The following is a 25,430-nucleotide window of genomic DNA, read 5'->3' on the forward strand; positions in this document are numbered from 1 at the left end:
GCCAAACGCCAAACAAGGGTCTGAACAGATGATGGACGATACACCTTCCGCTGCCGATAATGCCTACCGCGTCACCGCCGACGAACTGCGCCAATTCGTAGAACGCTTTGAGCGGCTCGAAATGGAAAAAAAGGACATTGCGGATCAGCAAAAGGAAGTTATGGCCGAAGCCAAAGGGCGCGGCTACGACACGAAGGCCCTTCGCAAACTGATTGCCCTGCGTAAAAAATCCGCCGACGAGATCGCCGAAGAAGAAGCCGTTCTCGAAATGTATCGCCAAGCGCTCGGCATGAGCTGACGCTGACTTGGGGCGAACGGTCGTCAAACGCGCGGCGGTGATCGTCGCGGCATTGTGCACCGGCTTTTCGCTGGGGCTGGTCGCATTGGGCTACACGCCGTTGCTGGCCGCGATCTGTCCGCCCTGTTTCGGTTTCGAAAAGGCCGCCGAGGGCCTTTATGTGGAGACCCGCGACGAAGGTTTCGGTGACGAGATGGCGCGCCGCTATGCGCGCGCGACGCAGCGGGTCGAGGCCGCCATGGGCCCCATTGCCACGCGCCCGATCGTTCTCGTTTGCCTGACCGAAACCTGCAATGAGGTCATGGGCGGCAATAAGACGCGCGCCATGACCTATGGGTCGCGCATCTTTTATCTCGGGCCGCACGGTCACGACACCGATATCATCGCGCATGAGTTGACCCATGTCGTCATCCACCAACGCATCGGCCTTCGTGCGTTGAATAGATTTCCGGCATGGGTCAATGAAGGCATCGCAACATATGTGTCGCAGGATGCCCGATTTGATCTCGACCCGGCGACGTGTTTGCCCTCGGCGCAGTCGATGCCCGAGAACGCCGACGCGTGGCGCAGTAGTGCCGGTGCCTCCGACGGAAGCCTTTATGCGGACTCAGGGTGCTTGGTTGCGCGATGGCTTTCCGAGCGTCCTGCCGTCGGGATCATGGACCTGATTGCTGTGCACGCAGCACCTGAGTAGGCGTGCCTCAGGGCGCGATGAAGCGCACGCCCTGCATTCCTTCGATCGTGTAGAGATCGTCCTCATAGGCGACGGTTAGCGCATCGACGAGCGGGGCGTCCCAACCGGGCAGGTCGATCTCTTCCTCGATTTGCTCGGGGTCGACGTATTTGTCGAGAAACGCGGACAAAATCTGGCGGCGTTGCTTTTCGTTCTTGGGTTGATGGGTGTGCAGATAGGTGCGCAGACGGCGCATGCCTTCGCGTTGCATGATCGTGGCGAGCACATCGAGACCGCCCGAAATCGGCACCATCGGATCGAGGTCTGACACCTCCCGTATGACCTGCGCCCAGGTGATCGGCGTGTCTTCATATGCGTAGACGGTGACGGGCACATCGGGGCAGACGTCGCGCATGCGTGCGACCAGTTTTGACCACCGTAACGATGTCAGGTCAGTATCGCGCACGAAGTTTTCGTAATTCGTATTCGGCCCACAGATATCGAGAGTGCTCGGTATGAAAGTCGCCGGATTGCGAACCCCGAGGAAGAAATGCAGGTCGTGATCTGCAAATACATTGCGCAACCAAGGCAGTTTGAAACTCGCCTTACCGTAGAGTTCGCCATTTTCCAGAACCACCGGCGCGCGGCAGATGACATCCTCGTAAGACAAAACGACGCGTTCGCAGTCTTGCCCGTCCAGAATATTGTCTATGACCATCGCCTGCGTGTCGGGTGTCGCGCGACTGCCCCCGACCTTTTTCATCAGGTCGGGAAGTATATCGCGGTAGCGCGCCGGGCCGGGTATCACCACGCCGTTTTCGGCAAGAACAGCCTTGTTCTTGAGTAACCCGCGCATCAATTGGGCGCCGTTCGTGCAATGTGCACCGATGTGCATCGCGATCATCATGTGCCGCGCTTTTCCTTTTGCTCGTCTCGTCTGCTCTAATGGCCTAAATCCGAGGGCACTCGATACCACTGAAATGCCCCGAACCGTGGACGCGATTACTATACGGGCATTTCTGGACAGGGAAACCGCTTTCCATTAAGCGGATCAAATGACCGAGCAAATGAGTCAGACACCTCCGCGCGCGAAATATGCCGCGCGCCGCCGCCGGATCGAGCCGTGGTCGGCAGGCGCGCTCGCAATTGCGCTTTTGGTGCTGTTGCCGATCCTTTCGGTTCTATGGATCGCTCTCTTTCCTACCGAAAACATCTGGCCCCATTTGTTGGCCACGACGCTGCCCCGCTATATGACCACCACAGCGGCGCTGACACTGGGTGTGGCTGTTCTGGCGGCGGTGACCGGAACGACGACGGCGTGGCTTGTAACGCTCTATCGGTTCCCGCTCAGCCGCTATCTTGAATGGCTCTTGCTGCTGCCGCTAGCCATTCCTGCCTATGTGGGGGCCTATGCCCTCGTCGATTTTTTCGAATACGCGGGGCCTGTCCAAAGCGCCCTGCGAGGGTTCTTTGGGTGGCAGTCCGCGCGTGAATACTGGTTCCCCGAAATCCGGTCTCTCGGATCGGCCACCATTGTCCTCGCAGCGGCTCTGACACCCTACGTTTTCCTGATGGCCCGCGCGGCCTTTCGCGAACAATCCGGTGCAATGTATGAAACCGCGCGCGCGCTTGGGGCAGGGGGATGGGCGCGTTTCTGGCGGATCGGGGTCCCGATGGCCCGCCCCGCAATCGCGGCTGGTACGGCCATTGTCATGATGGAAACACTTTCGGACTACGGAACCGTCTCCTACTTTGCGGTGCAAACCCTCACGACCGGCATCTTTACGACATGGCTGCAGGCGGGCAACGCCGGTGGCGCCGCTCAAATTGCCTCGGTCGTTTTGATTCTGGTGTTGTCTTTGGTGGCTCTAGAAAAGGTGTCGCGCGGGCGCGCGCGTTTCCACGGCTCGGCGCGGCAACCTCGCCCGATCACGCAAATCCAGCTGACCGGTTGGCGGGCGTGGCTCGCGCTGGGGCTCTGTTCGATCCCGTTTCTCGTAGGCTTTGTTCTGCCGGTGTCGGTTATGGCGCACCATGCGCTGGGCCGACCGGAAGAATGGCTAAAGCCCGGATTGATCTCTGCCCTTGCCAATACGCTCACAGTTGCGGGCAGTGCGGCCTTCGTCACCGTCGCGCTGGCTCTTTTCATGGTCTATGGCGTGCGTTTGACGGGGCGCAAATTGCCAACGCTTCTCTTGCCTGTCACCAACTTGGGCTACGCCGCTCCGGGTGCCGTTCTGGGCATCGGCATCCTGATCCCGCTTGCCGGTCTGGACCATTTCATTGCCGACACATGGGAAGGGGTCACAGGAAATGATCCCGGTCTGATCCTGACGGGCTCGGGTTTTGCGATCGTCATTGCCTATGTCGTTCGCTTCTTCGCCATCGCACAGGGTGCGGCTGATTCTGCGATGGGTCGCGTGTCGCCGTCTTTACCGATGGCCGCGCGTTCGCTCGGTCAGACGCTCACAGGGACATTGCGCCGTATTTACCTGCCGCTGATCCGCGGGTCCGTCGGAACGGCTCTGCTCTTGGTCTTCGTCGATTGTGTAAAGGAATTGCCAGCGACTCTGCTGCTGCGCCCGTTCAACTACAACACGCTGGCAACAAGGGTTCACGAGAAAGCGTCCCTCGAACACCTCGAACAGGCCTCTCCGGCCGCACTGCTCGTCATCGCCGTCGGTTTGGCCGCCGTTGTGTTGCTGGCACGGTCCGAGAACGCGACGGATCTGACTTAAGTCGAAAATCCACTTGCGCCCCGGCCTGTCCCGGCATAAATGGGCGCCGTGCCCCTATAGCTCAGCTGGTAGAGCAACTGATTTGTAATCAGTAGGTCCGCGGTTCGAGTCCGTGTGGGGGCACCATCTTTACCTTTTGAAGGTATTGTTTTTCAATAATTACATGGCGTTAGCTCTCCTCCTGGGACGCAAAACAGGACACTTTGGGGACACTTCGCATGGTTGTTGTGATGAAACTGAAATACATTGATGAACTGGCGGGAGGCCGAAAACGATTCCGCCGAAGGTATCCTAAAGACGTTGCGCAAGAGTTGGGCGCGTCGGTTTTTCAAGTGGCGATGAAAGCTCGTGAAGGTGCTGACCTATTCACGGAGCACGCTAAACTCCTCTCCGAATATGAGAAAATCGTGGCTAAGGCGCGCCGTAAGGCCGCTGGGGAGGGTCATCTTTCGCCCCTTGAGCAATGGAGAGAAAGAGTAAAGGAGGCTGAGGAAATAGTGGCTGGGGTTTCTGGTGTACGTGATGAAGACGAAGCGCGTGAAGTTGTTGCCGAGAATCTCAAGCAGAGAGGGGCTGACCCAGTTCTTTACCGAGCAGTGGTTAACCCTGAAGCGCAAGAACCGGCTGTGACCATGCTGGATGCGAAGAAAATGTATCGCACAGAGCGCATGGGAGGTGCTGAGGGGAGAAACCAGAAGAACCGCTTAGAGCGTGTTTGCAGGCGCATCGAGGCATCTCTTGGCCCCCTTGATAGGCTCGCTCTGGTGGACCTCAAGCGGGAGCATGCGCGAAAGCTCAGGGATGACATGCTAGCGACGAAGAAAAATGACGGGTCGCCGCTCTCACCATCTTCGGTCAAGCGTGAGTTGAACATGGTGCGTGCAATGGTATCGCTCGCAATCAAAGAACACGACCTCCAGGGGCAAGCTCACAACCCCTTTGAAGGCCTAGATGTTGCGCAAAAAAATTCTGCGCCAAAAACCGAGTGGGAATTAAGAGACCCGTTGCCATCGAACATTATTTTGGCAATGCGTGAGAAAATGGCGCAGGCAACTCGGGTGCCGGAACTTGGTCTTATTTGGCGATTGCTCGAGGGGACGGGATGCCGTGGCTCAGAGATCGTAGGGTTGCGCACGTTAGATGTTGAATTGGAGGGGCCATATCCGCACCTTCGCGTTGCTTGGCATGAAGAGCGGCGCGTTAAAAACAAGGTGTCTATCCGTTCAGTCCCATTAGTTGGGGATGCCTTGGAGGCCGCAAAAGCGGCGATGCAACGCGCAAACGGGGACCAAATGCTTTTTCCTCGATATGCGTATGAAGGAGGGGCAGACGCGGTCTCTCAGGCTCTGATGAGACATTTGCGAAAGTTCACCTCGAATAGGCGTCATGTGGTCTATTCACTCCGCCATAATATGAAAGACTATTTGGTCTCGGCAGGGGTCCCTGAGCGGGATGAGCATAGGATTCTTGGCCACTCACTGGGCGGAGTAGGCAATCGAGTCTATGGCGGTGACGAAGCGAAACTCAAGGCGGCGACGGAAGCCATGATAAAGGCGCATGCGTTTATGCCCTGAGGGAGTTTCACGTCCTGCTCTCTCGAGAGTTTCGTTCGATCACCTGTCAGGGCTGTTCAGAATCTCACTGAAGCGGATGCTGAGATCGGAGAGAGGTGCATCGCGTCACCTTTGAGCGCTGACATTGATTAGTGGCACCCCTAGGAAGGACAAGCCAAAGGCAGTTCACTTTCTTCAAACCTGCGGTGCGCCATAGTGGGGCTAATCTAGGGCTGCTTCCTTGCGAAGTGTTCTGGATAGCCTCTGAGACTTGCTCAGCAACTGCCTTGAGGTGGCCCTGTAGGTGCATCGTTACCGCGAGTGGTCACATCCACTTTCTTCGTAAGGTGGATGAAGATCACTATCATTCTAGGCGCTTGCCCTAGTCCCTGTCGCGCTCTTGAACGCGCACCCAGACAGGCCCTTTGAGTGCACCTTAAGCATCCTTCCACAACGCATCGAACGCGCCCTTAGGGCTGTCCCTTCAGTCACCTGAGAGGGGATGTTCGCTGCACCAATCCTCCCTCACCACGCACGCCTTAAAGCACGCATTTGCGCGGTTAGCGCGATGCAACGCGACGAGCGAATTGCGAGGAAAGTGGTCTTTCTCCTTCACCCGAAACTCAAGCATGAAAGGAAATTGTCATGCCAAGACCAAAACGCGTCTTTCTACGCCCCAACCTCATTAGTGACGAAGGCCTGTTTGAGCATCGAGCGGGCCAAATATCCTCTAGCCACGTTCAGACGCTCGCCCGAACATTGCGCGCCAACAAGCGCCTAGACCCGATCTGGGTTTGGCGGGAAATTGATGGCAATGGCAATGCTAAAGGCACCTATGAGCTGATGGACGGGCGGCACCGCCTCTCAGCCTATGAGATGTGCTTTAACCAACGCCGCGAAGAGCGTTACCTCAACATCCCAGTGTACATCTTTGAAGGTTCTGAAGTTGCCGCAGCTCTGAAGGCGCTTGCCGTGAACAGCAAAGACAAACTCGCCCTAACACCCACAGAAAAACTTGATGCTGCATGGAGCATTGTCGCACGCGATCTAAAGGATGAGGCGACGAAGCCTACCATTGCCCGCGCAGCTGGAATCTCGGAAAGGACAGTTTTGAACATGCGAAACAAACGAAACGAATTCATCAAGGCCGGTGAACGGCTTCCCGGTGCATGGCATGAAGCGCGTAACTGGCCCCAAAGCAATGATTGGGAGCCGCCCTCAGATGCACAAAGACAATTGGAAATCGAGGAGCTGGCAAAGGGGTTTCAGGACGCAATCAGAACGACCCGTAGTCGGGATGTTGAAATCCTCGCAGAAGCGCTCCGACAAGCTCTTGGGGAGCCTAAAACCACGTTTGTGGTCGATCACTTGCATGGCCTAAGCGAGAGCGAATACGACGAGTGGGATGAGGAAATTGGTCCCATCGCCAGCAATGAACACGCGTTCTGCTTGGCAGGCGAAGATGACTTCTAATCGGCCCCATTGAGTGGATTGCAGGTTGCCAGGCCATCGCGAAGATTGATTTGCGTGGGCCTTGGCAACCTGTCGTGCATGGTTTCAAGACCGAGCCCCTTTCGGCCCTATGCTGCATTTCAGACCTTCAAACCGTGCGCGACATACGATCAGTGGACACACTGCAACCGGTTTCCGTTGCAGTTGGCGTCGACTTGCCGCAATTAAGGTGACGGACACTATTCAGCTTAGCACTCGAATAAGTTGTCGGGAGAGAACCGATAGCTGATTAGCACAGGGCTCGCAGTTAGCGGGGCGACAGACCAATGGTATGAGATCGGAATGAAGCGAACCGTTTGAGAAAATTTTTTTGCACCCATCAGATTGCAAAGGGGCAGCCAATTGAAAAACGAAAATAGTACGTCGACTTTGTCGAATGATGTGCCAAAATTAAATCCATGGCGCGATGATGTGCTTGGGTTTTCTGGATTTGCAAGGCGGTTGAGCCAAACAATTTTGAACATTTCGTCACGCGACGGATTTGTTATTGGTCTTTGCGGTCCCTGGGGAAGTGGAAAAACTACGGCTCTAAACTTCACCAAGGCATACATGCGCAAGCACAACCAAGAACTCAAAGATCAAAGCGTACCAGTAACCGTGGTTGACTTTGAGCCTTGGCTTTTTTCCGGACGAACTGATCTTATTTCAGCATTTTTTCAAGTGTTGGCCGAACACCTTCCAGACGATAAGTCCAAAGCCAAAAAATTTCAAACCTCTTTTGGGAGGTTTGCCAAAGGAAACACTGACAGTTTGGCAGGTTTGGTGGCGGCTGTTGGACTAACTGTTGATCCAACTGCGGGCCTACTTTCGGGCGCTGCTACGAATATGGGAAAGCGGAGCTTGGACGCATCGCTTGATCGATGGCTGTCTACGCCCTCCTTACAATCTACTTATGCGCAGCTTGTTGAACGTCTGAACAAGGAACAACGCCGAATTGTAGTTATCATCGACGACCTCGACCGTTTGTCGTCTGATGAAATCCGTTCGATGATGCAGATGGTCAAGAGTGTCGGAAAGCTTCCGTATGTAACTTACGTGCTATCCTACGACAGAAAGCATGTCTGGGCTGCACTTGAGGAGGGAAAAGCAGTAGATCCGCTTGAACCTACATTCGCAGAAAAAATTATTCAGCAAGAATTGACGCTTCCTCAGCCGTCTTCATCGGCGCTTTTGTCTTTGCTCGACAAAAATATTGGGTTCATCGCCGATCAAGTCGAGGATTCTGATCGTTGGTATAAAATTGTTTCCCATGGGGTCAGACGGTGGGTGAAGACGCCAAGAGACATCAACCGTTACACCAATGCTCTGAAATTCACTTGGCCAGCGCTTGAGAATGAAGTTGATCCGGCTGATATAATTGCGATGGAAGGACTTAGGCTATTTGAACCGAAGATTTTCGACTGGGTCAAAGCCAATCGTGACTTCTTGTTTTCTGAGGGCAGTTTTGTCCTTGGGACTGACGGTGAAAAGAGCGAGCAAGTTGAAGTGCTGGCTAAGTTGATAGAAGCTCACTCGTACAAGTCAGTCATACCATTGTTGGCATACTTGTTCCCGGCCCGAGCAAAACTAATCACTGGTCAAGAGCACTCAATAGGTGAGCCACACTATCAAGTTCTCAGGCGCAGAGGGATAGGCCACGTCAATGTATTTCAAACATATATGGCCTTCGGGTTGTCGGAAGATACCATTCCCTTTTCTGCAATCCAGAAGGCTTTGGACAACTTAAATGATGAAGCTGCGCTATATGCTCTATTTGACGAATGGTTGCTGAATAAGGATTCTATAGACCAACCTTTGATTGGCGAAGTGTTTAAAGAAATCAAGTACCGAATGACCGAACCCAACGCAGTGAAACCTACACAAGAGTTGTTGAACGCACTGTTTTCGATTGGAGAAGCTGTCAGTCGCATGAAGGCAAAACGTGGGTTTTTTATGCTAGGGCCATCAGATGAGCTCTACCTACTCATCGCGGACATCCTAAGAACCTATTCACACGGCGACGCCGCGAAGGCCTTGAGCGCAGCGTTGATCACTAAACGCAACGTTGCATACGGGGTCGAAACCTTTAACGACTATGGCAGGCTTCTCGGCGAAATAGGCGTGTCTGAAGAGCGGATGGACAGTCCAATCTCAATGCAGGATTGGGAAGAGTTTCGGGATGCACTCAAGCCATTGTTTGAAGAGGATTTAGCTTCTGGGAAATACCTAAGGTACCCAAAAACATGGGCTGCCATCCGAGCATACGCGTATTTTTTTGGCGAAGATCGGTGCAAAATTTGGGTCGTGCAGTCCGCGCAAAAAGACGCTGGTTTCTTGTTGGGAGCGGCAACTTCTCTACTTACGGAAACCCTAAGCTCCCATGGAACGAGTTTTAGCATCAAGAAGGCGCCTGATGAGGGTATTTATGATCTGGAAGCGCTGCTCCCTGTTGCTCAAAATGTTGCTCAGGCTTCGGTATTTGATGGTGAAGATGCAGAGCGCCTAGCTGCATTTATTGACGGGGCAACATCTTGGCTAGACAAGGCAGCGGCCAGAAGTACTGCTCCGTAGCAGAAGGTGTATTTGGAGAGATTTCATGTTCTACAAATTCATGGGCGGTACGGAAGAGGTTCTGCTCGACGTTTTCGACAAGGCTGTGGTCGATGGATCAGTCAAGTTTGCCTCTGCAGCACATTGCAATGATCCGTTCGAGTTTAAGTTTACCTCAGTAAAGCCTAGCCGTGGCGTGTTCGATCAGTGGCACGCAAAATACGACCCCCTTCGATCCGCAGATGAAATCGAAAACGCTTGGTCGAGCTTTTCGGGAAAAGCGAGTGGATTTAACACGAAATTCTGGCCACGTATACAGCTCATGGGGCAATCCTTTGTTTTAAGCTTAGCGCGTAAATGGGATAGTCATCTAATGTGGGCGCACTATGGTGCGTCTCATTCGGGTTTTGTCATCTGTTACAAGCCGAGTGTTGTTGATGCCTTGTCAGAGCTACCGAACCAGTACGCTAGTGGCGACGTGAATTATTCAGATCAGGTTCCTGAGTTGCGATGGTTCGCAGGCTCACTGTCCGACATGCTTGGCCCTGTTCTGGGGACAAAATCAGCCGAATGGGCGTATGAGGAAGAATACCGCGTGATTTCTCAGGGACCAGCAGGAGCCAATGCGATCTTCGAAAAAATTGACCCAGACCAGATTGCAGGAGTTATTCTTGGCGCGCGGGCCTCGTCCGAATTGGAAGCTAAGGCAATCGCGGTTCAGAAGAGCAGAAAGGCTTTTAGTGTGAAGCGTGTGGCGGCAACATCGGGTGATTTTCGAATAACTTCTTACCCCGTTGACGGAAAGGTCCGTAGGTTTTCTGAGTTTCTTTAAAATCGCTCGAGCGATGATAAAGCCGCCTTCAACGTCAAAATATACTAGTGTTGTCCACGACTTTGCACCTGCGGCGAATGTCCGGACTCTGTCCAATTCTACGCAGAGCATTGATCAATGTCGTACTAACGTGTCCAAAAAAAAGCCGAGCGCGCACCCTCCAAACATTTCTGCGCAAAAATCTGAGAGCTAAAGATCATAAACGGCGCTGCGCTATTCCCCCCATGCCCGGGGGCAACTCTCCTACATTGCGCCTCACGCTTAGACTTTTCGTGCACGTAAGGTGCAGCTGTGCCTGAGCCCCAAGCGTAGCGCGAAGCGCCCCGCTCTTTACCCTTTCACTACACGCCGACTTCCCAATAGCCCTTGCTCTAGTGAGACGTCTCACGACACCCTCCCGAGCTGTCTCACAGAGTACCTATTGACATTTTGAGACACTCGGCTTACATCCTCTTAGACTTTATTGAGACACTTGAGGAGTAATGACGATGATTGTGGGATACGCTCGGACTTCCACATTGGACCAAACCGCAGGGCTGGAAGCGCAGGAGCGTGACCTTGGCAAAGCTGGGTGTGAGAAGGTTTTTGTGGAGCAAGTCTCATCGGTGGATGTAAAGGCCCGTGAGAGGCTCGCTGAGGCCCTCGAATACATCCGCGAGGGTGATACCCTAGTGGTGACCAAGCTGGACCGTCTGGCGCGCTCTGTGGCCCACCTCGTGGAGTTGTTGGAGGAGATAGAGGCCAAGGGCGCATCCCTTCGCATCCTCGATATGTCCATCGACACGGGAACCCCAAATGGCCGCCTGATGCTGAACATTCTCGGGAGTGTCGCTCAGTTCGAACGCGAGATCATGCTTGAGCGCCAGCGCGAGGGTATCGCCAAGGCCAAGGCGGCTGGAAAGTATAAGGGCCGCAAGCCCACCGCGAAGGCGAAAGCAAATGAGGTTCTAGGGCTTCATGAAGAGGGTGTAGGGGCCACGGAGATTGCCAAGCGTTTGGGTATCGGGCGGGCAAGTGTGTATCGCATACTCGAAGTTGCAAATGCAGGGTGATGTCCAGGCAGCTTCAAAACATGCGCGCGGGTGTGTGAACCGGCCTGTATCAGTATTTTTCAGTTTAAGTTCAGCGCACCCATTTTGGATGCTAGCGCTTCCGATTTCGCAAGCCGGTTGAACGTATTGCCCTCATCATTTTGAGGCACCGCTCGGCCACACCACGTGAATTCTATGCAGGTAGGTGGTCCCTCTTGGTGGACCTGCAGGCTGAGTTCAGCGGGGCCTTTGGGGCCTACTTGTTGATTGCCATTGTGCTTCAGGGTTTGATGGTCGCTTCGGTGTTCTTTGAGCGGACCCCGCGACCGGACCTGACTCTTTTCGGGGCAGCTGTCCTTTTCATTATGCTGGTCACCATAAGCTTCTACTCGTTTATCTGGTTTCGGTGGGTGAGGAAGCATGAGCAACTTGCATTTGAAGCAATGCAACGAACGGGGAATGCGGAATATGGGCGGGAAAGGGTGATGCGAAAAGTTCGTGCTTATGCAATTCTTCGGCCTTGTCTTGTTACCTCGTTCGTGGGACACAAAACAGACCAAGTATGGGACACAGAGGGGCGATGACGTCGGTTAATATCTCTGAAAAGCAATAGCTTATAGACTTTCCGGCTGCCCTAGTAAGGCAGTGTGGGGGCACCATTTCACCAAAGCGTACGATCTAACAGCATCCGATGAACCCTTGGCTATTGGGGTGCATCAGTTCCGTTTGACCGGACGGCCCGTCAAACCGATCTGTGGGGTGTTAGGCATGCCACGGCGGATTCCTGCTCCGTTTCGGGCGGGCTGCTTAGGGGCCGGAATGGGTCGACGGACACCCCCGGTTTTCCCCTATGATTATGAATTCACGTCATTAATCCCCTAAAATCATGTGAGACATTCTGAGACTCACGATCAGATTGATCCGTAGTCCGGCTTCTCGCGCAGATGCCCAGAGCACTTGGTTATTTGGACGATCGGTGGGTCTCAACCTGACAGTTGCAGGCGGTCCAAAAGTCCCCATTCGCTTAATCCGACTACTTTTGTCAGCAATCCATCTTTACTTACTAAATTAGTCGGGTTAATCGGTGATCCGTCAAACAAGCGAAGCTCCCCCGGAGTGGCCAGTGCAAAACCAAAAACTCCAAACGAGGGACCTATGCGTCGACCACCTGAAATCCGGATTCACCCAGAAAAACTTCGTAAAAACTCAACCCTGCTCGCCGGCGGCTTTGGCGCGTCTTTGGCCATGGCGTGTATGGCAACCCCTGGAACCGCCCAAGAATCAGGGCCGATAATCCTTCCGACCGTCGAGGTGGAAACCACGGCTGAGCCTGTTGCCCAACCCGCAGCGGAAACCGCACCTGCGCGCCCGCAGTCGACACCCGTGAGAGCGTCACAACCACGCGCAGCCGCACCCACAGTCTGTACGCCCGCATTGGCAGGGACGCCCGTGTGCGCCGAGCAGGAAGCAGCGGAACGCGAAGCTCTGCTGCGCGCCGAAGCACAGGCCCTCGCTGAAGCTAAAGCAGGGGCGGGCGGCAGCAGCTATGTCGACCAGAACTCCCCGTTCAAGGCCAACACGCTGGCAAACAGCCGCATGCCCGGCCCGCTAAAAGACAATCCGCGTACCGTCACGGCCATTACCCAAGAGGTTCTGGAAACCACAGGAACCACCAGCGTGCGTGAACTGGCCCGCTCGACTCCGGGGATTTCGCTCGGCTTCGGCGAAGGCGGGAACTCCTTTGGCGACAACATCTATATCCGCGGTTTCAAAGCGAACAACGACACCTACACAGATGGCATCCGCAGCCCCGGTACCGGCGTCGCCGAAACCTTCAACACCGAACAGGTTGAAGTGGCAAAAGGTCCTGCAGGGACTGTCGGTGGGCGCGGTACCACAGGTGGGGCGATCGATATCATCTCCAAGAGCCCACAGGATATCGATTTCACCCGCACCGTGACCACAGTGACCGACGCGTCCACCGTGCGTCAGACAATCGACACCAACAAAGTCATCAATGACCGCCTCCAACTGCGGTTCAACGGGTTGATCCAGGATGGTGAAGTTGCGGGTCGCGATGTCCTCACGGATGACCGCAAAGGTGCCGCTCTGGCCGTGAAATACAAGGCGAACGGCGCGCTGACCCTCGAAGGGAACCTGAGCTTCACCAAGATCGAGCAGACACCCGATTGGGGCGTTCCCTATGTGAACAACGAAGATTTGGGTTTGGTTGGCCCCGTCACGGAATTCGGCATCGACCGCGATACATTCTACGGGGTGCCCGGGCGTGATTTCCAAGTCGTTGAAGAAACAGTTGGCACAGCCAAGGCGACCTATGAATTTGCCAACGGCATGGTCCTCACCAACACATTCCGCGCGTCACATTCGACCAACGACTATGTGCTGACGGCTCCGAGCCGCCTGATCGACAACGACTCCGCCAACCCCGAAGATTGGCAGGTCGGGCTTAGCTTTAAGAGCTGGAATCAGGAAACCGATGTTCTCGCCAACGTGCTGGAGTTGAGTGGCGACGCGCAGCTTGGCGGTGTGAAACACTCCTACGTACTCGGCTTTGCCGCATCGCGTGAGGATATCAAAAAGCTGAGCTACTCGAACCTGAGCAGTGAAGACTATCTGCCACCCGAAGGGCAGCGTGGCTGTACCGTTGATGCGATCGATCCAGATCCGATTGGCGAAGGATGTTGGGGGGGCGAGCAGCCAGAGCTCGGCACGGATGCCACAAACACCACCGTTAAAACGACATCGATCTATGCGCTGGACACGATCACCCTGTCCGAGCAGTTGACAGTCAACGGCGGCGTGCGTGTGGATATGTATGACATCGAACGTACCGGTGGCTCGGGTGAAGATGCCTATGCCCTGTCTCGCGATGACGTCATGGTGAACTGGAATCTGGGTGCCACCTATGCGCTCAATGATCGTCTGAACGTCTATGCTGCTGCGGCAACCTCGACCAACCCTGCCGGTCAGGAACTGGAAGCGGGCGGTGGTTTCTACGGCGGCCTCGACACCAATGGTTCTGGCCTCGCGCCGGAAAAGAACACGTCGCTTGAAATCGGTGCGAAATATAGCTTCTCGCCCGATCTTCTGCTCACCGCGGCGCTCTATCAGACCACAAAGGATAATGCCCGCGAAGACTCCGGCCCCCGTGGTGCGACCGTCGCCTCTGATACGTTGAAATACCGTATCCAAGGTATCGAACTCGGTGTCGCAGGTAAGGTCAACGAACGTCTGAGCCTGTTTGGTGGCGCCAACTTCATGAGCAGTGAAATTCTCGAAAGTGTGGACGGCGACAATGTTGGTCTGTCCGTGGCAAACGTTGCCCACGAGCAGTTGAACATTCTGGCCACATATCAGTTGACGGACAAACTGATGGTGGGCGGTCGCGTCAACTATCAAGGCGCGATTGATCTGGGCAGCGTGGCCGCGAACGGGCGTTCCATTCCGGACTCACTGACCTTTGATGTCTTGGGTGAATACGAAGTCGCCGATAACGCCGTGCTGAAAATGGGCGTGACTAACGTCGCAGACACGATCGTCTATGACGCGGCTTATCGCTCGGGGACGCCGTTTACCTATGTCGCTCCCGGTCGCGAAGTTTCGCTCTCCCTGGAAATGAAGTTCTAACTCATCCCTGAAAAACGCGAGCAGCTTAGCGGCTGCTCGCACACTACCGAAGGTGTTCCATGTTAATTACGATTCCCTCTATCCTGAGCAAAGATGACGTCAAACAAGTGCGCGCGCATCTTGATGCTGCTGACTGGGAGGACGGATCAACAACCGCCGGTCCCCAATCCCGTGAGGTCAAACGCAACCAACAGTTGCCACCGACATCGGACACCGCCCAAACGCTGGGCAAATTCATTCTGCAAAAACTGACGGCCGACCCGCTGTTTCTTTCGGCGGCCCTGCCTGCGCGCATACTGCCGCCCATGTTCAACAAATACGAACATGCGGAAACCTTTGGCCGCCACATAGATAATGCCTTTCGGGTCAATCCGCTGACGCAGGAACGGCTGCGCACCGACCTGTCGATGACCCTGTTCCTGAGCGAGCCCGAAGACTACGAGGGCGGTGAGCTTTTGGTCGAAGATCACTACGGAATGCAAACGGTGAAGTTGCCGGCGGGGGACATGATCCTCTATCCGGCGACGAGCCTTCATGAGGTCACCCCCGTGACCAGTGGCGCTCGGGTGTCTTCCTTTTTCTGGCTGCAAAGCATGATCAGGTCTGATGCGCACCGCACGATCCTGTTCGATCTGGACCAATCCATTCAGTCGCTGAGTAGCTCCATCGGTGCCAACGATCCAGAAACGGTTCGTCTAACCGGCATCTACCACAACCTTATCCGCACATGGGCCGAGATCTAACTATGAAGTTCGCACCAATTTTCGTTGCCGCCCTCGCGAGTGTCGCGGCAGTCGCGCCTGCTGGCGCTCTTGATCTGGAAACGATCACAACGCTTTTCGAGCAGGCCGAACATGACGAGATGTCGCCGCTTGGCATGTTCATGGCGGCGGACTGGGTCGTCAAAAGCGTGATGCTCTCGCTGCTGACCGCCTCGGTCGCAGTCTGGGTCATCTTCGCGGCGCGGATTCTGATCCTGAGGTGGGAACGAGGGTCCCTGCGCAGGCGCTATCGGGATCTGGATCGGGCTGGTTCGCTCCACGCTGTCAGTGCGCGCTTCGAGAAGAAAAAGGGCGTCGTGGGACAGATGGTGCGCGCTGCTCTTCGTGAACGCGCTGCCTCCGGCCAAGGGGCCGAGGCAAAGGCGGGCATTAAAGAGCGTGTGGGGTCCGAGATTGCCCGCATCGAGGCCGGCGCCGCCAGACGCATGGGCTTTGGCGCCGGTGTTTTGGCAAACGTTGGGTCAACGGCACCCTTCGTGGGATTGTTCGGCACCGTTTGGGGCATCATGAACAGCTTTATCTCCATCTCGGAAAGCAACACGACCAACTTGGCAATTGTCGCCCCCGGCATCGCCGAAGCTTTGTTGGCCACGGCCATTGGCCTCGTCGCCGCCATTCCCGCCGTGATTTTCTACAACATTCTCGCGCGCGCTCTGGGTGGCTACAAAGTGATGTTGGCGGATGCCGGTGCGCTGGTCGAACGGACCCTGTCGCGCGATCTGGACCTGTCCACGCAGAATGACGGGGCAGCACATTCTGAATTCAGGCTGGAAACCGTTCCCGCCTCGGCAGCGGAGTAGGCGACGTGGGTGCGCGGCTTCGCGGTGATGACGATGGCGATCTCAGCGAAAACAGCGAGATCAACGTCACCCCCTTCATCGATGTGATGTTGGTCCTGCTGATCATTTTCATGATCGCGGCACCTCTGTCGACCGTCGACATTCCCGTGGAGTTGCCGGTGGCCGTCGCGGCCCCGCCAGAACGGTCGAGCGATCCGGTGTTCATCACGATCACCGATAGTCTCGACCTGTCGGTGGGCGAAATCGGGACCACGCACGAAAGGCTCAATCTCGAAGTCGGCATCGCCACAATGCAACGACGCGACACGCGCATTTACATCCGCGCGGACAAATCGGTGCCCTATGGCGAATTCATACGGGTCATGAACATCCTGCGCGCCGATGGGTTTCTCAAGGTCGGTCTGGTCGGCCTCGACGAGAGCGGGGCAGAGGGTGGAGATGGCGCCCTGACAAATGCGGTCAACGACCAATGAGCCTGACCTACACATCCCGCCGCGTGATGCCGCTCTTCTGGTGCGCCGCGATTGTTTTGAGCGGTGCCGTTCATGCCGGTGTGCCTGCTCTCATTCTCGGCCATGTCTCCAACGTGGAGCCTGTTGACCCACAGCCCGAGGGCATTACGGGCGCGATGATGTTTGATCTGTCGGATTTCATCGCGGCCCCCTCGGCTTTTGCAGAAGACTCCATCGCCCAGGACGAAGCCCAAGAGGCGCCAACAGTGACCGAGAGCCCCGAGGTCCTCGAGGCTGCGAAGGCCGCCGATCAGCCTATGCTCAGTCAAATCCCCTATGAAGTTGATGACGATAGTCTGAAGTTCGGCGTGGCCGCACCGGAACCGGAGGCGGAGACGGAGGAGGTTGCCGAAGAAATCGCGACAGAGCAGGACCCCGATCAGGTTGATGTGGAAAGTCAGGTCGGGGCGGAAGACCGCATAGCCTCCGAGCAGTCCTTTGCTGGCGTTGAGGCAGAGACCGTGGCCGACACCGCCAAAGCCGACAGCGAAGGATTGACTGCCGAGCAGACCGAAGAAATCCGCGACTGGCAAAAGAGCATTGTTCTGTTGATCAGCGGCGCCAAAACCTATCCGGCAAAAGCGCGCAGCGACGGGATAGAAGGGGAGGTGCAGATCAAGTTCACACTCGATCGCTATGGCGCTCTGTTGTCGACCGAGGTGGCACAATCCTCCGGATCGGAAATCCTCGATCGTGCGGCGGTGCAGACGGTGGAAAAGCTGGAGAAAATGCCGACGCCGCCCAATTACCTCAACGGCGACCAGTTCACGTTGATCATCCCGCTGCGCTACAGTTTCAGGTGAACCATATCGCGGCGGATGTCGTCGATCGTCGCGCACCCACTCAGGAGCATGGCTACTTCGAATTCGTCACGCAGCAGCCGCAGCACGTGGCTGACGCCCAGATCGCCCGCGACCGCGAGACCGCACACGATAGGACGGCCGATCAAGACAGCCTTGGCCCCCATCGCGAGCGCGACAAAGATGTCGACACCGCGCCGGATGCCACCATCCATCAGCACGGGATAGTCCGGCCCAACCTTTTCGACAATCGCCGGTAGCACGTCGAGCGTGGCAGGCGCGCGATCCAATACGCGGCCCCCGTGGTTGGACACGACTACCCCCGCCGCCCCGATGGATTGTGCGCGGGCGGCGTCATCTGGATGCAGGATGCCTTTTAGCAAAACAGGCACCTGCACCTGCGCGATCAACCACGCGACATCATCCCACGTGGGCAGGGTGTGCGCTATGCGGTCGAAGACGATGGATTGGGTCCCTTCGAGCGGGGCAAAACGGGGCCGCGAAAACCGCGCCAGATTGACCGCGCTCACGTCATGGGGCAATTCGAACCCGGCCTCTATTTCCCGGTCGCGCACGCCCTGCACCGGCGCATCAACGGTCAGGACGAGCGTTCCAAAACCTGCAGCCACGGCCATTTGAGCGAGTTCGATCGTGGTCTGCCTGCTGCCCATCCAATAGAGTTGGAACCAATCACAGTCGTCTCCGGCAGAGCGCACTGTGTTGATGTCGACGCTGCTTTGCGCGCTCAGGATCATCTTGATCGATTGTGCCTGTGACCCGGTGGCGGTTGCAACCTCGCCTGCGGCGTCCAGCAATCGGTGATAGGCGAAGGGCGCGATGAGGAAAGGCGATGCGAGTCTTTGCCCCAAAAGATGTGTCTCTGTGGAGCCGCCGCCTAGATCGCGCAGCATCCGCGGCGTAATCGACACATGATCAAAAGCTGACTCATTCGCCGACATCGTCCTACCATCGCCCGCACCAGCCAGAAAATAGGCGCGGTTCTGTGGGCTCATGCTCTCGCGAGCGCGGTCGTAATATTCATTCAACGTGCGCGGGAGCTGAATTTGTTCAGGCAAGGTTCAATCCAATTGACTGTGTGCAAATGCCGAAACGACCTCGGCAATCATTGGTGCTGGCTTATATCAATTCGGCTGAGCATTCTTAGCGCATTCGAATGATGGGGCAAAGCCGCAGTCGGCCTGAAACCGGTCTCCGCTATGGCCGGCAGTAAAGGCAGTCGGGAAAACTCCCGTTCGATAGCTCCGGCATCTGCGCGCGGCGTTTCATCTAACACAAACTGCGGAGTAGGGGCCTCGAAAAGTTAGCTCTTGGCATGCGTCAATGTCGCGGCAATCGCAGCTTTCCATGCCGCGTATTTACGGTCGCGTGTTTGAGGTGTCATGGAGGGCGAGAACTGTCTGTCTCTTCGCCACGCAGCCGCTGCACCCGTCTGGTCGGGGTACATGCCAACGGCACTCCCCGCGAGCCACGCCGCCCCAAGTGCGGTCGTCTCGAGGGACTTTGGCCGATCAATTGGCGCATCGGTGATGTCAGAGACGAATTGCATCGCCCATTGCGACGCGCTCAGCCCGCCGTCCACGCGCAGCATGGCCTTTTCGGGGTGCTCTCCCATGTCTTTGTACATGGCTTCCAACAGGTCGCGGGTCTGATAGCCGACGCTCTCCAAAGCGGCGCGTGCGAAGTCTTCGGGGCCACTATTGCGGGTCAATCCATAGATCGCGCCAAGCGCCTCTGGTTCCCAATAGGGGGCCCCCAAACCGGTGAAGGCAGGCACCAGAATAATGGGTTGATCGGCATCCGACTGTTCGGCCATTTCCTGCGTCGCGGCGGCGTCGGGAATGATTTTCAGCCCGTCACGCAGCCACTGCACGGCCGCGCCCGCCACAAAAATCGACCCCTCCAACGCATAGGTCACTTTGCCATCCAACTGGTAGGCGATCGTCGTGAGCAAGCCGTGCTCCGATGCAACGGGCGTATCCCCGGTGTTCAAAAGTGCAAAACACCCTGTGCCATAGGTGGCCTTGAGCATGCCGGTCTCGAAACAGGCCTGTCCTATGGTCGCTGCCTGTTGGTCGCCGGCAACGCCGCGGATGGGGACCCGTGCACCCAACAGATCACTCTGCGTCTCGCCAAAGTCGGCGGCGCAATCCAATACCTCGGGCAGCATGTTCTGCGGGATGTCGAGAACCGCGCAAATATCTGCGCTCCAGTCCCTCGCGTGAATGTCATAGAGCATTGTGCGCGCCGCATTCGTGGCGTCGGTCACGTGACGCGCACCTCCGGTCAGCTTCCAGATCAGATAACTATCCACAGTGCCAAACAACAACTCGCCCGCCTGCGCACGCGCACGTGCGTCGGGGACATTGTCGAGAAGCCATTTGACCTTGGTCGCCGAAAAATACGGATCCAGCAGCAGGCCGGTTCGCGAGCGCACGAGGTCTTCGTGCCCGTCCGATTTGAGTTTGTGGCAGAGGTCGGCGGTTCGCCTGTCCTGCCAGACGATCGCATTGTGGATCGGCTCGCCCGTCGTGCGGTCCCAGATCAGGGTCGTTTCGCGTTGGTTGGTGATCCCGATCGCGTTGATATCGGATGCCGAAATCCCCGCACGTTTCAGGGCCTCACGGCAGGTCGTCAACGTTGTGGTCCATAGGTCGTCGGGACGGTGTTCGACCCAACCGGGTTTTGGAAAATGCTGGGGGAACTCTTCCTGTGCGATGGTGACGACAGTCATATCTTCGTCGAAAACCACCGCGCGTGAGGATGTTGTGCCTTGGTCAATTGCCAGAATATATCCCATGTGATGCCTTTCTACGATGCCGCGCGTGCCTGCATCCAAGCGTCCAGAATGCCGACCTGTTCAGAGCTCAGACGCAGTCCGAGTTTGCTTCGCCGCCAAATGATGTCGTCCGCCGTCAGCGCGTATTCATTGTCCATGAGCCACGCGACCTCTGCGCCAGTGAGGGTCGCACCAAAGTCGGGGCCCCAATCATCGACGTTCAAAATCGTCCATGCATCGCGGCCATAGGCGCGGATCATGCGACGGGCCCAGCGGTTGCCGAGGGCAGGGTGGTCACGTTTGAGTTTCGCAATCAGGCCGTCGACCCCGTCCACCGGAAAATCTCCGCCCGGCAGCGGCACGCCGGCGGTCCAGTCCTTGACCGTCACCGGCAGATGATCCGCGATTTTGGCCAGCGCGCTTTCGGCCAATCGTCGGTAGGTGGTGATCTTTCCACCGAACACATTCAAAACCGGTGCGCCGCCGTCTGTGTTCACCGTCAGCGTGTAGTCGCGCGTTGCTGCGGACGCACTATCCGCGCCGTCGTCAAAAAGTGGTCGAACGCCTGAATAGGTCCAGACAATCTGATCGCGGGTGAGGGGCGTTGAAAAATACTGCGATGCAAAGTGACACAGGTAATCCTGCTCCGCTTCGGTGCAGACCGGCGCGACATCCGGATCGGCATGGTCCTGATCCGTTGTGCCGATGAGCGTGAAATCCTGTTCGTAGGGGATGGCGAAAATGATGCGCCCGTCCGTCCCTTGGAAGAAGTAGCATTTATCGTGCTCATATAGTTTTGGCACAACGATATGGCTGCCACGGACCAAACGCACGGTCTGGGTCGAGTTGACGCCCATGACCTCGCGGATGTTCTGCCCGACCCACGGGCCGCCCGCATTGACCAACATGCGTGCATGCACGTCGTGTGTTTCGCCTGTGTTGATGTCGCGAATTGTCACCACCCAATGGTCGGCGTGACGGTGCGCCTGTGTGACCTCTGTGCGGGTCATGATCCGGGCGCCACGCGCCTGAGCATCACGCGCATTCAGCACCACGAGGCGAGAGTCCTCAACCCAGCAATCCGAGTATTCATAGGCCTTTTTGAACTTCGGGTTCAGCGGCGCACCTTCGTCAGACGTGCTCAGATCGAGCGTGCGCGTGGCGGGCAAAATTTTGCGCCCCCCCAGATGGTCGTACAAAAACAGCCCCATCCGGATCAGCCAATCCGGCCTGCGCCCCTTCATCCATGGCATGACCAACCCGAGCAGGCGCGACGTCGGGGTTGCCCCGTCAAAACGCATATACTTGTGGACCGGCAACACGAACCGCATGGGCCAACTGATATGGGGCATGGCGCGCAACAGCGTTTCGCGTTCAATCAGGGCTTCGCGAACCAGACGCACCTCGAAGTATTCCAGATACCGCAGCCCGCCATGAAAGAGCTTGGTAGAGGCAGAGGAGGTCGCTTGCGCCAGATCACCACGTTCGGCGAGGGTCACGGTTAGTCCGCGCCCCGCCGCGTCGCGGGCAATCCCGCAGCCGTTGATGCCGCCGCCGATCACGAATAGATCGACCAATTCATGTTTCATAGTTGTCCCGTCTTTCTCAGCGCAGGCGTGTGCCCGACGCGGCATCAAATAGCATGACGTCGCCCGCATCGAAACCGAGCGTGACCGCGTCACCTTCTCTCATGCGATCGATCCCGCGTTCTTCGACGATGATTTTTTCGCCGCTGGGCACGACGATATGGGTATAACTGACGCCGCCAAGAGCTTCTGACAGATCAACGGTCAACCGCCCCTGGCGTGTGAGGGTGCATTGTTCGGGCCGGATCCCAACCGAAACGGTGGTGCCATCGGCAGGCAGGGCGATGTCCACATCGATTGTGCGCTCAAGGGCATCGATGCGAACGGCACCTTTGTCCACGATCCCCGTAAGGAAATTCATCGAGGGCGACCCGATAAAACCTGCGACGAATTTATTGTCGGGGTCGCGATACAGATCGAGCGGCGCGCCGACCTGTTCAATGCGGCCTGCGCGCAGGACGACAATCTTGTCGGCAAGGGTCATCGCCTCCACCTGATCGTGCGTCACATAGATCATTGTCGCGCCGATCTCTTTGTGAAGACGCGCAATTTCAACGCGCATCTCGACTCGCAACTCAGCATCAAGGTTTGACAGGGGTTCGTCGAACAAAAACACCTCCGGCCCGCGCACGATCGCGCGTCCGATGGAAACACGTTGGCGTTGGCCACCCGAAAGGGCCGCCGGTTTGCGTTTGAGGTAGTCATCCAGTTTCAGGATGCGGCTGGCTTCTGCGACCTTGGCCTCGATTTCGGCCTTTGGATGGCCGTTCATTTTGAGCCCGAACCCCATGTTTTCCTTGACCGTCATATGCGGATAAAGGGCGTAGGTCTGAAACACCATCGACACACCGCGTTCTGCAGGGTCCATGCGTGTGACGTCTCTTTTGCCGATGTTGATCTGGCCTTTCGTCGTTTCCTCAAGGCCAGCCACCATCCGCAGCAACGTTGATTTGCCGCATCCGGATGGTCCAACAAAGACGCAGAATTCGCCGTCTTCGATCTCAAGGTCAATGCCGTGGATCACCTGGATGTCGCCGTATTTCTTGGTCACGTTGTTTAACGTTACGCCGGTCATAGATACCTCCTCAGGCGGTGGTGTTTGTGTCGGGAAAGCGCCAGTTCTGAACCTGCGCCGCAATTTTTTCGGCTGTGCCGCGCAGAAGCGGCACGAATTCTTCCAAGCTGTCGAGAGAGGTGCGAAGCGTCGACGAGGTGATCGAAATCGCACCCAATATGCGCCCCCGCTCGCTGCGAATCGGGACGGCGACGCAGATGATTCCGATTTCGTGTTCTTCACGGTCATAGGCAAATCCGCGCGCACGAATGGCGGCGAGTTCATCTCTCAACGCAGTTTCGTTGTTCATCGTCGCATTCGTGAACCGGTGCCAGGATTGCTGCGCGAGAACCTCGGCCAATTGATCATCGGGCAGGTATGCCAACATGGCTTTGCCAACGCCGGTGCAATAGGCGGGGCCGACTTTGCCGGCCTCGGAAAACATGGCAAGTGGTTGCGACGCATTGCGCTTGTCCACGTAAATGACCTGCGCGTGGTCCAACTGCGCCAGATGGACCGTCTCACCCGTTTTCGCAGAAAGATCATCCAGATAGGGCCGCGCAATTGGGGCCAGCGAACTGGTGCGCCATGCGTCATGCGCCAAACTGACGAGGCGGATGCCCAATGTATACATGCCGCTGTCGGCGTCGTGCGACAGGATACGCTGATTGGTGAGCGTTTGAAGCAGCCGATAGAGGGTCGCTTTGGGATAGGCGCTGGTGCTCAGGAGATCACTAAAGCGAACGGGGCGACCAAAGCTCGCGACCTCTTCGAGGACGTTGAGCGCTTTGCCCACAGTGCCATCCATTTTGCTTTCCATTGCATCCCCTCCTCCCCGTTGCATCGAGGAAACTGTTGACAAGACTATACCCACTCGCGTTATGTTTTCAATATTAGAAACGCAGTTCCATTATTTGAAACCCCGTTTAGGGCGTGGAGTGGGATGCAGGGAAGCATAAATAGGGAGGAAACTATGCGTTCCATGAAAAAACTGATGCTGGCCGGAATGGCCGCCACAACAATGCTGAGCGGCGCTGCTTTTGCCGAAGGGCTGTCGGGCGAGTTGCGGATATTCTCCGACATGTCCAACCCTGCGCCTCGCGCTGTCATGGAGGGAATGGTCGAACGATTTGGCGCCATGCATCCCGATCTGGACATCGAGCTGACAGTGATTGATCGCGAAGCTTACAAAACGCAGATCCGTAACTTTCTGACCGCTGACGCGCCGGATGTTGCCAACTGGTACGCAGCCAACCGTATGGGCCCCTATGTAAATGCGGGCCTGTTTGAGGATGTGTCCGACCTTTGGGCCGAGCCCGATTTTGCCAACCTTGCATCGACCAAAGGTGCAATGACCATCGACGGCAAGCAGTGGGGCGTGCCCTATACCTACTACCAGTGGGGCATCTACTATCGCCAAGACATCTTTGAAGAGCTGGGCCTGACGGTTCCAACAACCTTCGACGAAGAGCTTGCGAACTGTGAAAAGATCGTCGCTTCGGGTCGTGCCTGCTACACAATCGGATCCAAATTCCTTTGGACCGCAGGTGGTTGGTTTGACTACATGAACATGCGCACCAACGGCTATGATTTCCACATGGCTCTGGCGCGTGGCGAAGTGGAGTGGACCGACGACCGTGTCCGCGCGACCTTCGCAAACTGGCGCAAGTTGATCGACATGGGCGGCTTCATCGAAGACCACCAGACCTACAGCTGGCAGGAAGCGTTGCCGTTCATGATCAATGGCGAAGCAACGGCCTACCTCATGGGCAACTTCTCGGTGCCGCATTTCCGTGACGGTGGTCTTTCCGATGACCAACTCGGTTTCTACCAGTTCCCTGCGATCACCGAAGGTGTTGCTATGGCGGAAGACGCGCCAACCGACACGTTCCACATCCCTTCGAACGCGAAAAACAAAGAAGCGGCACGCGAGTTCCTGCGCTTTGTTGTGTCGGCCGAGAACCAGACCATGATCAACGCGGGTGACGCGCTGGGTCAGCTTCCCGTGAATGCGGCGTCCTCCGTGGATGACGACAAATTCCTCGAAGCCGGTTTTGCAATGCTGTCCAACGACTCTCCGGGCGGCGTGGCGCAGTTCTTTGATCGGGACTTCTCCGCAGAAATGGCGTCCGCAGGCATGGAAGGTCTGCAGGAGTTCATGGTGTATCCAGACAACCTCGATGACATTCTCGAGCGTCTCGAGGCGGTCCGTCAGGACATCGCCCAGTAATCTAAAAAAATTGCGGGGCGGCGACTGTCGCCCCGCTACCTTTCCTAGCTGAAAA

20 protein-coding genes and 1 tRNA gene are annotated in these 25,430 nt (G+C 56.5%); 15 read left to right on the forward strand and 6 right to left on the reverse strand.

Features of this window, described 5'->3' with window-relative positions:
• The first annotated feature begins 28 nt into the window (after positions 1 to 28).
• A complete protein-coding gene (locus ABD815_RS11010) occupies positions 29 to 298 on the forward strand; it encodes a DUF2312 domain-containing protein (RefSeq protein ID WP_344847160.1) in 270 nt (89 codons plus the stop codon).
• A 7-nt stretch (positions 299 to 305) separates the two neighbouring features.
• Positions 306 to 992: a hypothetical protein gene (locus tag ABD815_RS11015; RefSeq protein ID WP_344847161.1), complete on the forward strand. Its 687-nt coding sequence runs from the start codon at positions 306 to 308 to the stop codon at positions 990 to 992.
• Positions 993 to 999: 7 nt separating this feature from the next.
• On the opposite strand, the gene ABD815_RS11020 is transcribed toward ABD815_RS11015, so the two are convergent.
• Positions 1,000 to 1,878, reverse strand: coding sequence for a hypothetical protein (locus ABD815_RS11020; protein WP_344847162.1), 879 nt, complete (start codon positions 1,876 to 1,878; stop codon positions 1,000 to 1,002).
• Between the two features lie 160 nt (positions 1,879 to 2,038).
• On the opposite strand from ABD815_RS11020, the gene ABD815_RS11025 reads away from it, so the two are divergent.
• The 12 genes from ABD815_RS11025 (at position 2,039) to ABD815_RS11080 (ending at position 17,711) form a co-directional block, all read left to right on the forward strand.
• On the forward strand, positions 2,039 to 3,709 hold the full coding sequence (locus tag ABD815_RS11025; protein WP_344847163.1) for an ABC transporter permease: 1,671 nt from the start codon (positions 2,039 to 2,041) through the stop codon (positions 3,707 to 3,709).
• 50 nt (positions 3,710 to 3,759) lie between these two features.
• Positions 3,760 to 3,835 (forward strand) — tRNA-Thr (locus ABD815_RS11030).
• Between the two features lie 104 nt (positions 3,836 to 3,939).
• On the forward strand, positions 3,940 to 5,283 hold the full coding sequence (locus ABD815_RS11035) for a tyrosine-type recombinase/integrase (protein ID WP_344847164.1): 1,344 nt from the start codon (positions 3,940 to 3,942) through the stop codon (positions 5,281 to 5,283).
• 738 nt (positions 5,284 to 6,021) lie between these two features.
• Positions 6,022 to 6,735, forward strand: coding sequence for a hypothetical protein (locus tag ABD815_RS11040; RefSeq protein ID WP_344847165.1), 714 nt, complete (start codon positions 6,022 to 6,024; stop codon positions 6,733 to 6,735).
• A gap of 381 nt (positions 6,736 to 7,116) precedes the next feature.
• Positions 7,117 to 9,324 (forward strand): KAP family P-loop NTPase fold protein, encoded by a 2,208-nt coding sequence (locus ABD815_RS11045; protein ID WP_344847166.1) that lies wholly within the window; start codon positions 7,117 to 7,119, stop codon positions 9,322 to 9,324.
• Positions 9,325 to 9,349: 25 nt separating this feature from the next.
• Positions 9,350 to 10,135, forward strand: coding sequence for a DUF2971 domain-containing protein (locus ABD815_RS11050; protein ID WP_344847167.1), 786 nt, complete (start codon positions 9,350 to 9,352; stop codon positions 10,133 to 10,135).
• A gap of 488 nt (positions 10,136 to 10,623) precedes the next feature.
• Entirely contained in the window at positions 10,624 to 11,187 is a 564-nt protein-coding gene (locus ABD815_RS11055) for a recombinase family protein (protein ID WP_344848619.1), read from the forward strand.
• Positions 11,188 to 12,321: 1,134 nt separating this feature from the next.
• Positions 12,322 to 14,814 (forward strand): TonB-dependent receptor, encoded by a 2,493-nt coding sequence (locus tag ABD815_RS11060; RefSeq protein WP_344847168.1) that lies wholly within the window; start codon positions 12,322 to 12,324, stop codon positions 14,812 to 14,814.
• 59 nt (positions 14,815 to 14,873) lie between these two features.
• Positions 14,874 to 15,557, forward strand: a complete 684-nt coding sequence (locus ABD815_RS11065; protein ID WP_344847169.1) for a Fe2+-dependent dioxygenase — start codon at positions 14,874 to 14,876, stop codon at positions 15,555 to 15,557.
• Positions 15,558 to 15,559: 2 nt separating this feature from the next.
• Positions 15,560 to 16,396 carry a tonB-system energizer ExbB gene (gene exbB / locus ABD815_RS11070; RefSeq protein ID WP_344847170.1) on the forward strand — a complete coding sequence of 279 codons (837 nt, stop codon included), beginning with the start codon at positions 15,560 to 15,562 and terminating at the stop codon, positions 16,394 to 16,396.
• A 5-nt stretch (positions 16,397 to 16,401) separates the two neighbouring features.
• Positions 16,402 to 16,869, forward strand: a complete 468-nt coding sequence (locus ABD815_RS11075; protein WP_344847171.1) for a biopolymer transporter ExbD — start codon at positions 16,402 to 16,404, stop codon at positions 16,867 to 16,869.
• Positions 16,866 to 17,711, forward strand: a complete 846-nt coding sequence (locus ABD815_RS11080) for an energy transducer TonB (protein ID WP_344847172.1) — start codon at positions 16,866 to 16,868, stop codon at positions 17,709 to 17,711. The genes ABD815_RS11075 and ABD815_RS11080 overlap by 4 nt, the downstream gene beginning before the upstream one ends.
• On the opposite strand, the gene ABD815_RS11085 is transcribed toward ABD815_RS11080, so the two are convergent.
• The 5 genes from ABD815_RS11085 to ABD815_RS11105 all read right to left on the reverse strand — a co-directional run bounded on the left by ABD815_RS11085 (position 17,696) and on the right by ABD815_RS11105 (position 23,965).
• On the reverse strand, positions 17,696 to 18,784 hold the full coding sequence (locus tag ABD815_RS11085) for an alpha-hydroxy acid oxidase (protein WP_344847173.1): 1,089 nt from the start codon (positions 18,782 to 18,784) through the stop codon (positions 17,696 to 17,698). The genes ABD815_RS11080 and ABD815_RS11085 overlap by 16 nt on opposite strands.
• A 245-nt stretch (positions 18,785 to 19,029) precedes the next feature.
• Positions 19,030 to 20,526 carry a glycerol kinase GlpK gene (glpK, locus tag ABD815_RS11090; protein WP_344847174.1) on the reverse strand — a complete coding sequence of 499 codons (1,497 nt, stop codon included), beginning with the start codon at positions 20,524 to 20,526 and terminating at the stop codon, positions 19,030 to 19,032.
• A gap of 11 nt (positions 20,527 to 20,537) precedes the next feature.
• Entirely contained in the window at positions 20,538 to 22,094 is a 1,557-nt protein-coding gene (gene glpD / locus ABD815_RS11095) for a glycerol-3-phosphate dehydrogenase (protein ID WP_344847175.1), read from the reverse strand.
• A 16-nt stretch (positions 22,095 to 22,110) separates the two neighbouring features.
• The gene (locus ABD815_RS11100; protein ID WP_344847176.1) at positions 22,111 to 23,166 is read right to left on the reverse strand and encodes an ABC transporter ATP-binding protein; all 1,056 of its coding nucleotides are present in this window, start codon (positions 23,164 to 23,166) and stop codon (positions 22,111 to 22,113) included.
• 10 nt (positions 23,167 to 23,176) lie between these two features.
• Complete coding sequence (locus tag ABD815_RS11105) at positions 23,177 to 23,965, reverse strand: IclR family transcriptional regulator (RefSeq protein ID WP_344847177.1); 789 nt, start codon at positions 23,963 to 23,965, stop codon at positions 23,177 to 23,179.
• 153 nt (positions 23,966 to 24,118) lie between these two features.
• Between ABD815_RS11105 and ABD815_RS11110 the strand changes: the two genes are divergently transcribed.
• Positions 24,119 to 25,375: an ABC transporter substrate-binding protein gene (locus ABD815_RS11110; RefSeq protein ID WP_344847178.1), complete on the forward strand. Its 1,257-nt coding sequence runs from the start codon at positions 24,119 to 24,121 to the stop codon at positions 25,373 to 25,375.
• The last annotated feature ends 55 nt before the right edge of the window (positions 25,376 to 25,430 follow it).

Source organism: Celeribacter arenosi (assembly GCF_039539485.1).
Taxonomy (GTDB): domain Bacteria; phylum Pseudomonadota; class Alphaproteobacteria; order Rhodobacterales; family Rhodobacteraceae; genus Celeribacter; species Celeribacter arenosi.

Bases quoted from the DNA above. Each gene is read 5' to 3' on its own strand.
- ABD815_RS11010 (WP_344847160.1), top strand. From the start codon at position 29: ATGATGGACGATACACCTTCCGCTGCCGATAATGCCTACCGCGTCACC.
- ABD815_RS11020 (WP_344847162.1), bottom strand. From the start codon at position 1,878: ATGATGATCGCGATGCACATCGGTGCACATTGCACGAACGGCGCCCAA.
- ABD815_RS11025 (WP_344847163.1), top strand. From the start codon at position 2,039: ATGAGTCAGACACCTCCGCGCGCGAAATATGCCGCGCGCCGCCGCCGG.
- ABD815_RS11035 (WP_344847164.1), top strand. From the start codon at position 3,940: ATGAAACTGAAATACATTGATGAACTGGCGGGAGGCCGAAAACGATTC.
- ABD815_RS11050 (WP_344847167.1), top strand. From the start codon at position 9,350: ATGTTCTACAAATTCATGGGCGGTACGGAAGAGGTTCTGCTCGACGTT.
- ABD815_RS11055 (WP_344848619.1), top strand. From the start codon at position 10,624: ATGATTGTGGGATACGCTCGGACTTCCACATTGGACCAAACCGCAGGG.
- ABD815_RS11060 (WP_344847168.1), top strand. From the start codon at position 12,322: ATGCGTCGACCACCTGAAATCCGGATTCACCCAGAAAAACTTCGTAAA.
- ABD815_RS11065 (WP_344847169.1), top strand. From the start codon at position 14,874: ATGTTAATTACGATTCCCTCTATCCTGAGCAAAGATGACGTCAAACAA.
- exbB (WP_344847170.1), top strand. From the start codon at position 15,560: ATGAAGTTCGCACCAATTTTCGTTGCCGCCCTCGCGAGTGTCGCGGCA.
- ABD815_RS11080 (WP_344847172.1), top strand. From the start codon at position 16,866: ATGAGCCTGACCTACACATCCCGCCGCGTGATGCCGCTCTTCTGGTGC.
- glpK (WP_344847174.1), bottom strand. From the start codon at position 20,526: ATGGGATATATTCTGGCAATTGACCAAGGCACAACATCCTCACGCGCG.
- glpD (WP_344847175.1), bottom strand. From the start codon at position 22,094: ATGAAACATGAATTGGTCGATCTATTCGTGATCGGCGGCGGCATCAAC.
- ABD815_RS11100 (WP_344847176.1), bottom strand. From the start codon at position 23,166: ATGACCGGCGTAACGTTAAACAACGTGACCAAGAAATACGGCGACATC.
- ABD815_RS11105 (WP_344847177.1), bottom strand. From the start codon at position 23,965: ATGGAAAGCAAAATGGATGGCACTGTGGGCAAAGCGCTCAACGTCCTC.
- ABD815_RS11110 (WP_344847178.1), top strand. From the start codon at position 24,119: ATGCGTTCCATGAAAAAACTGATGCTGGCCGGAATGGCCGCCACAACA.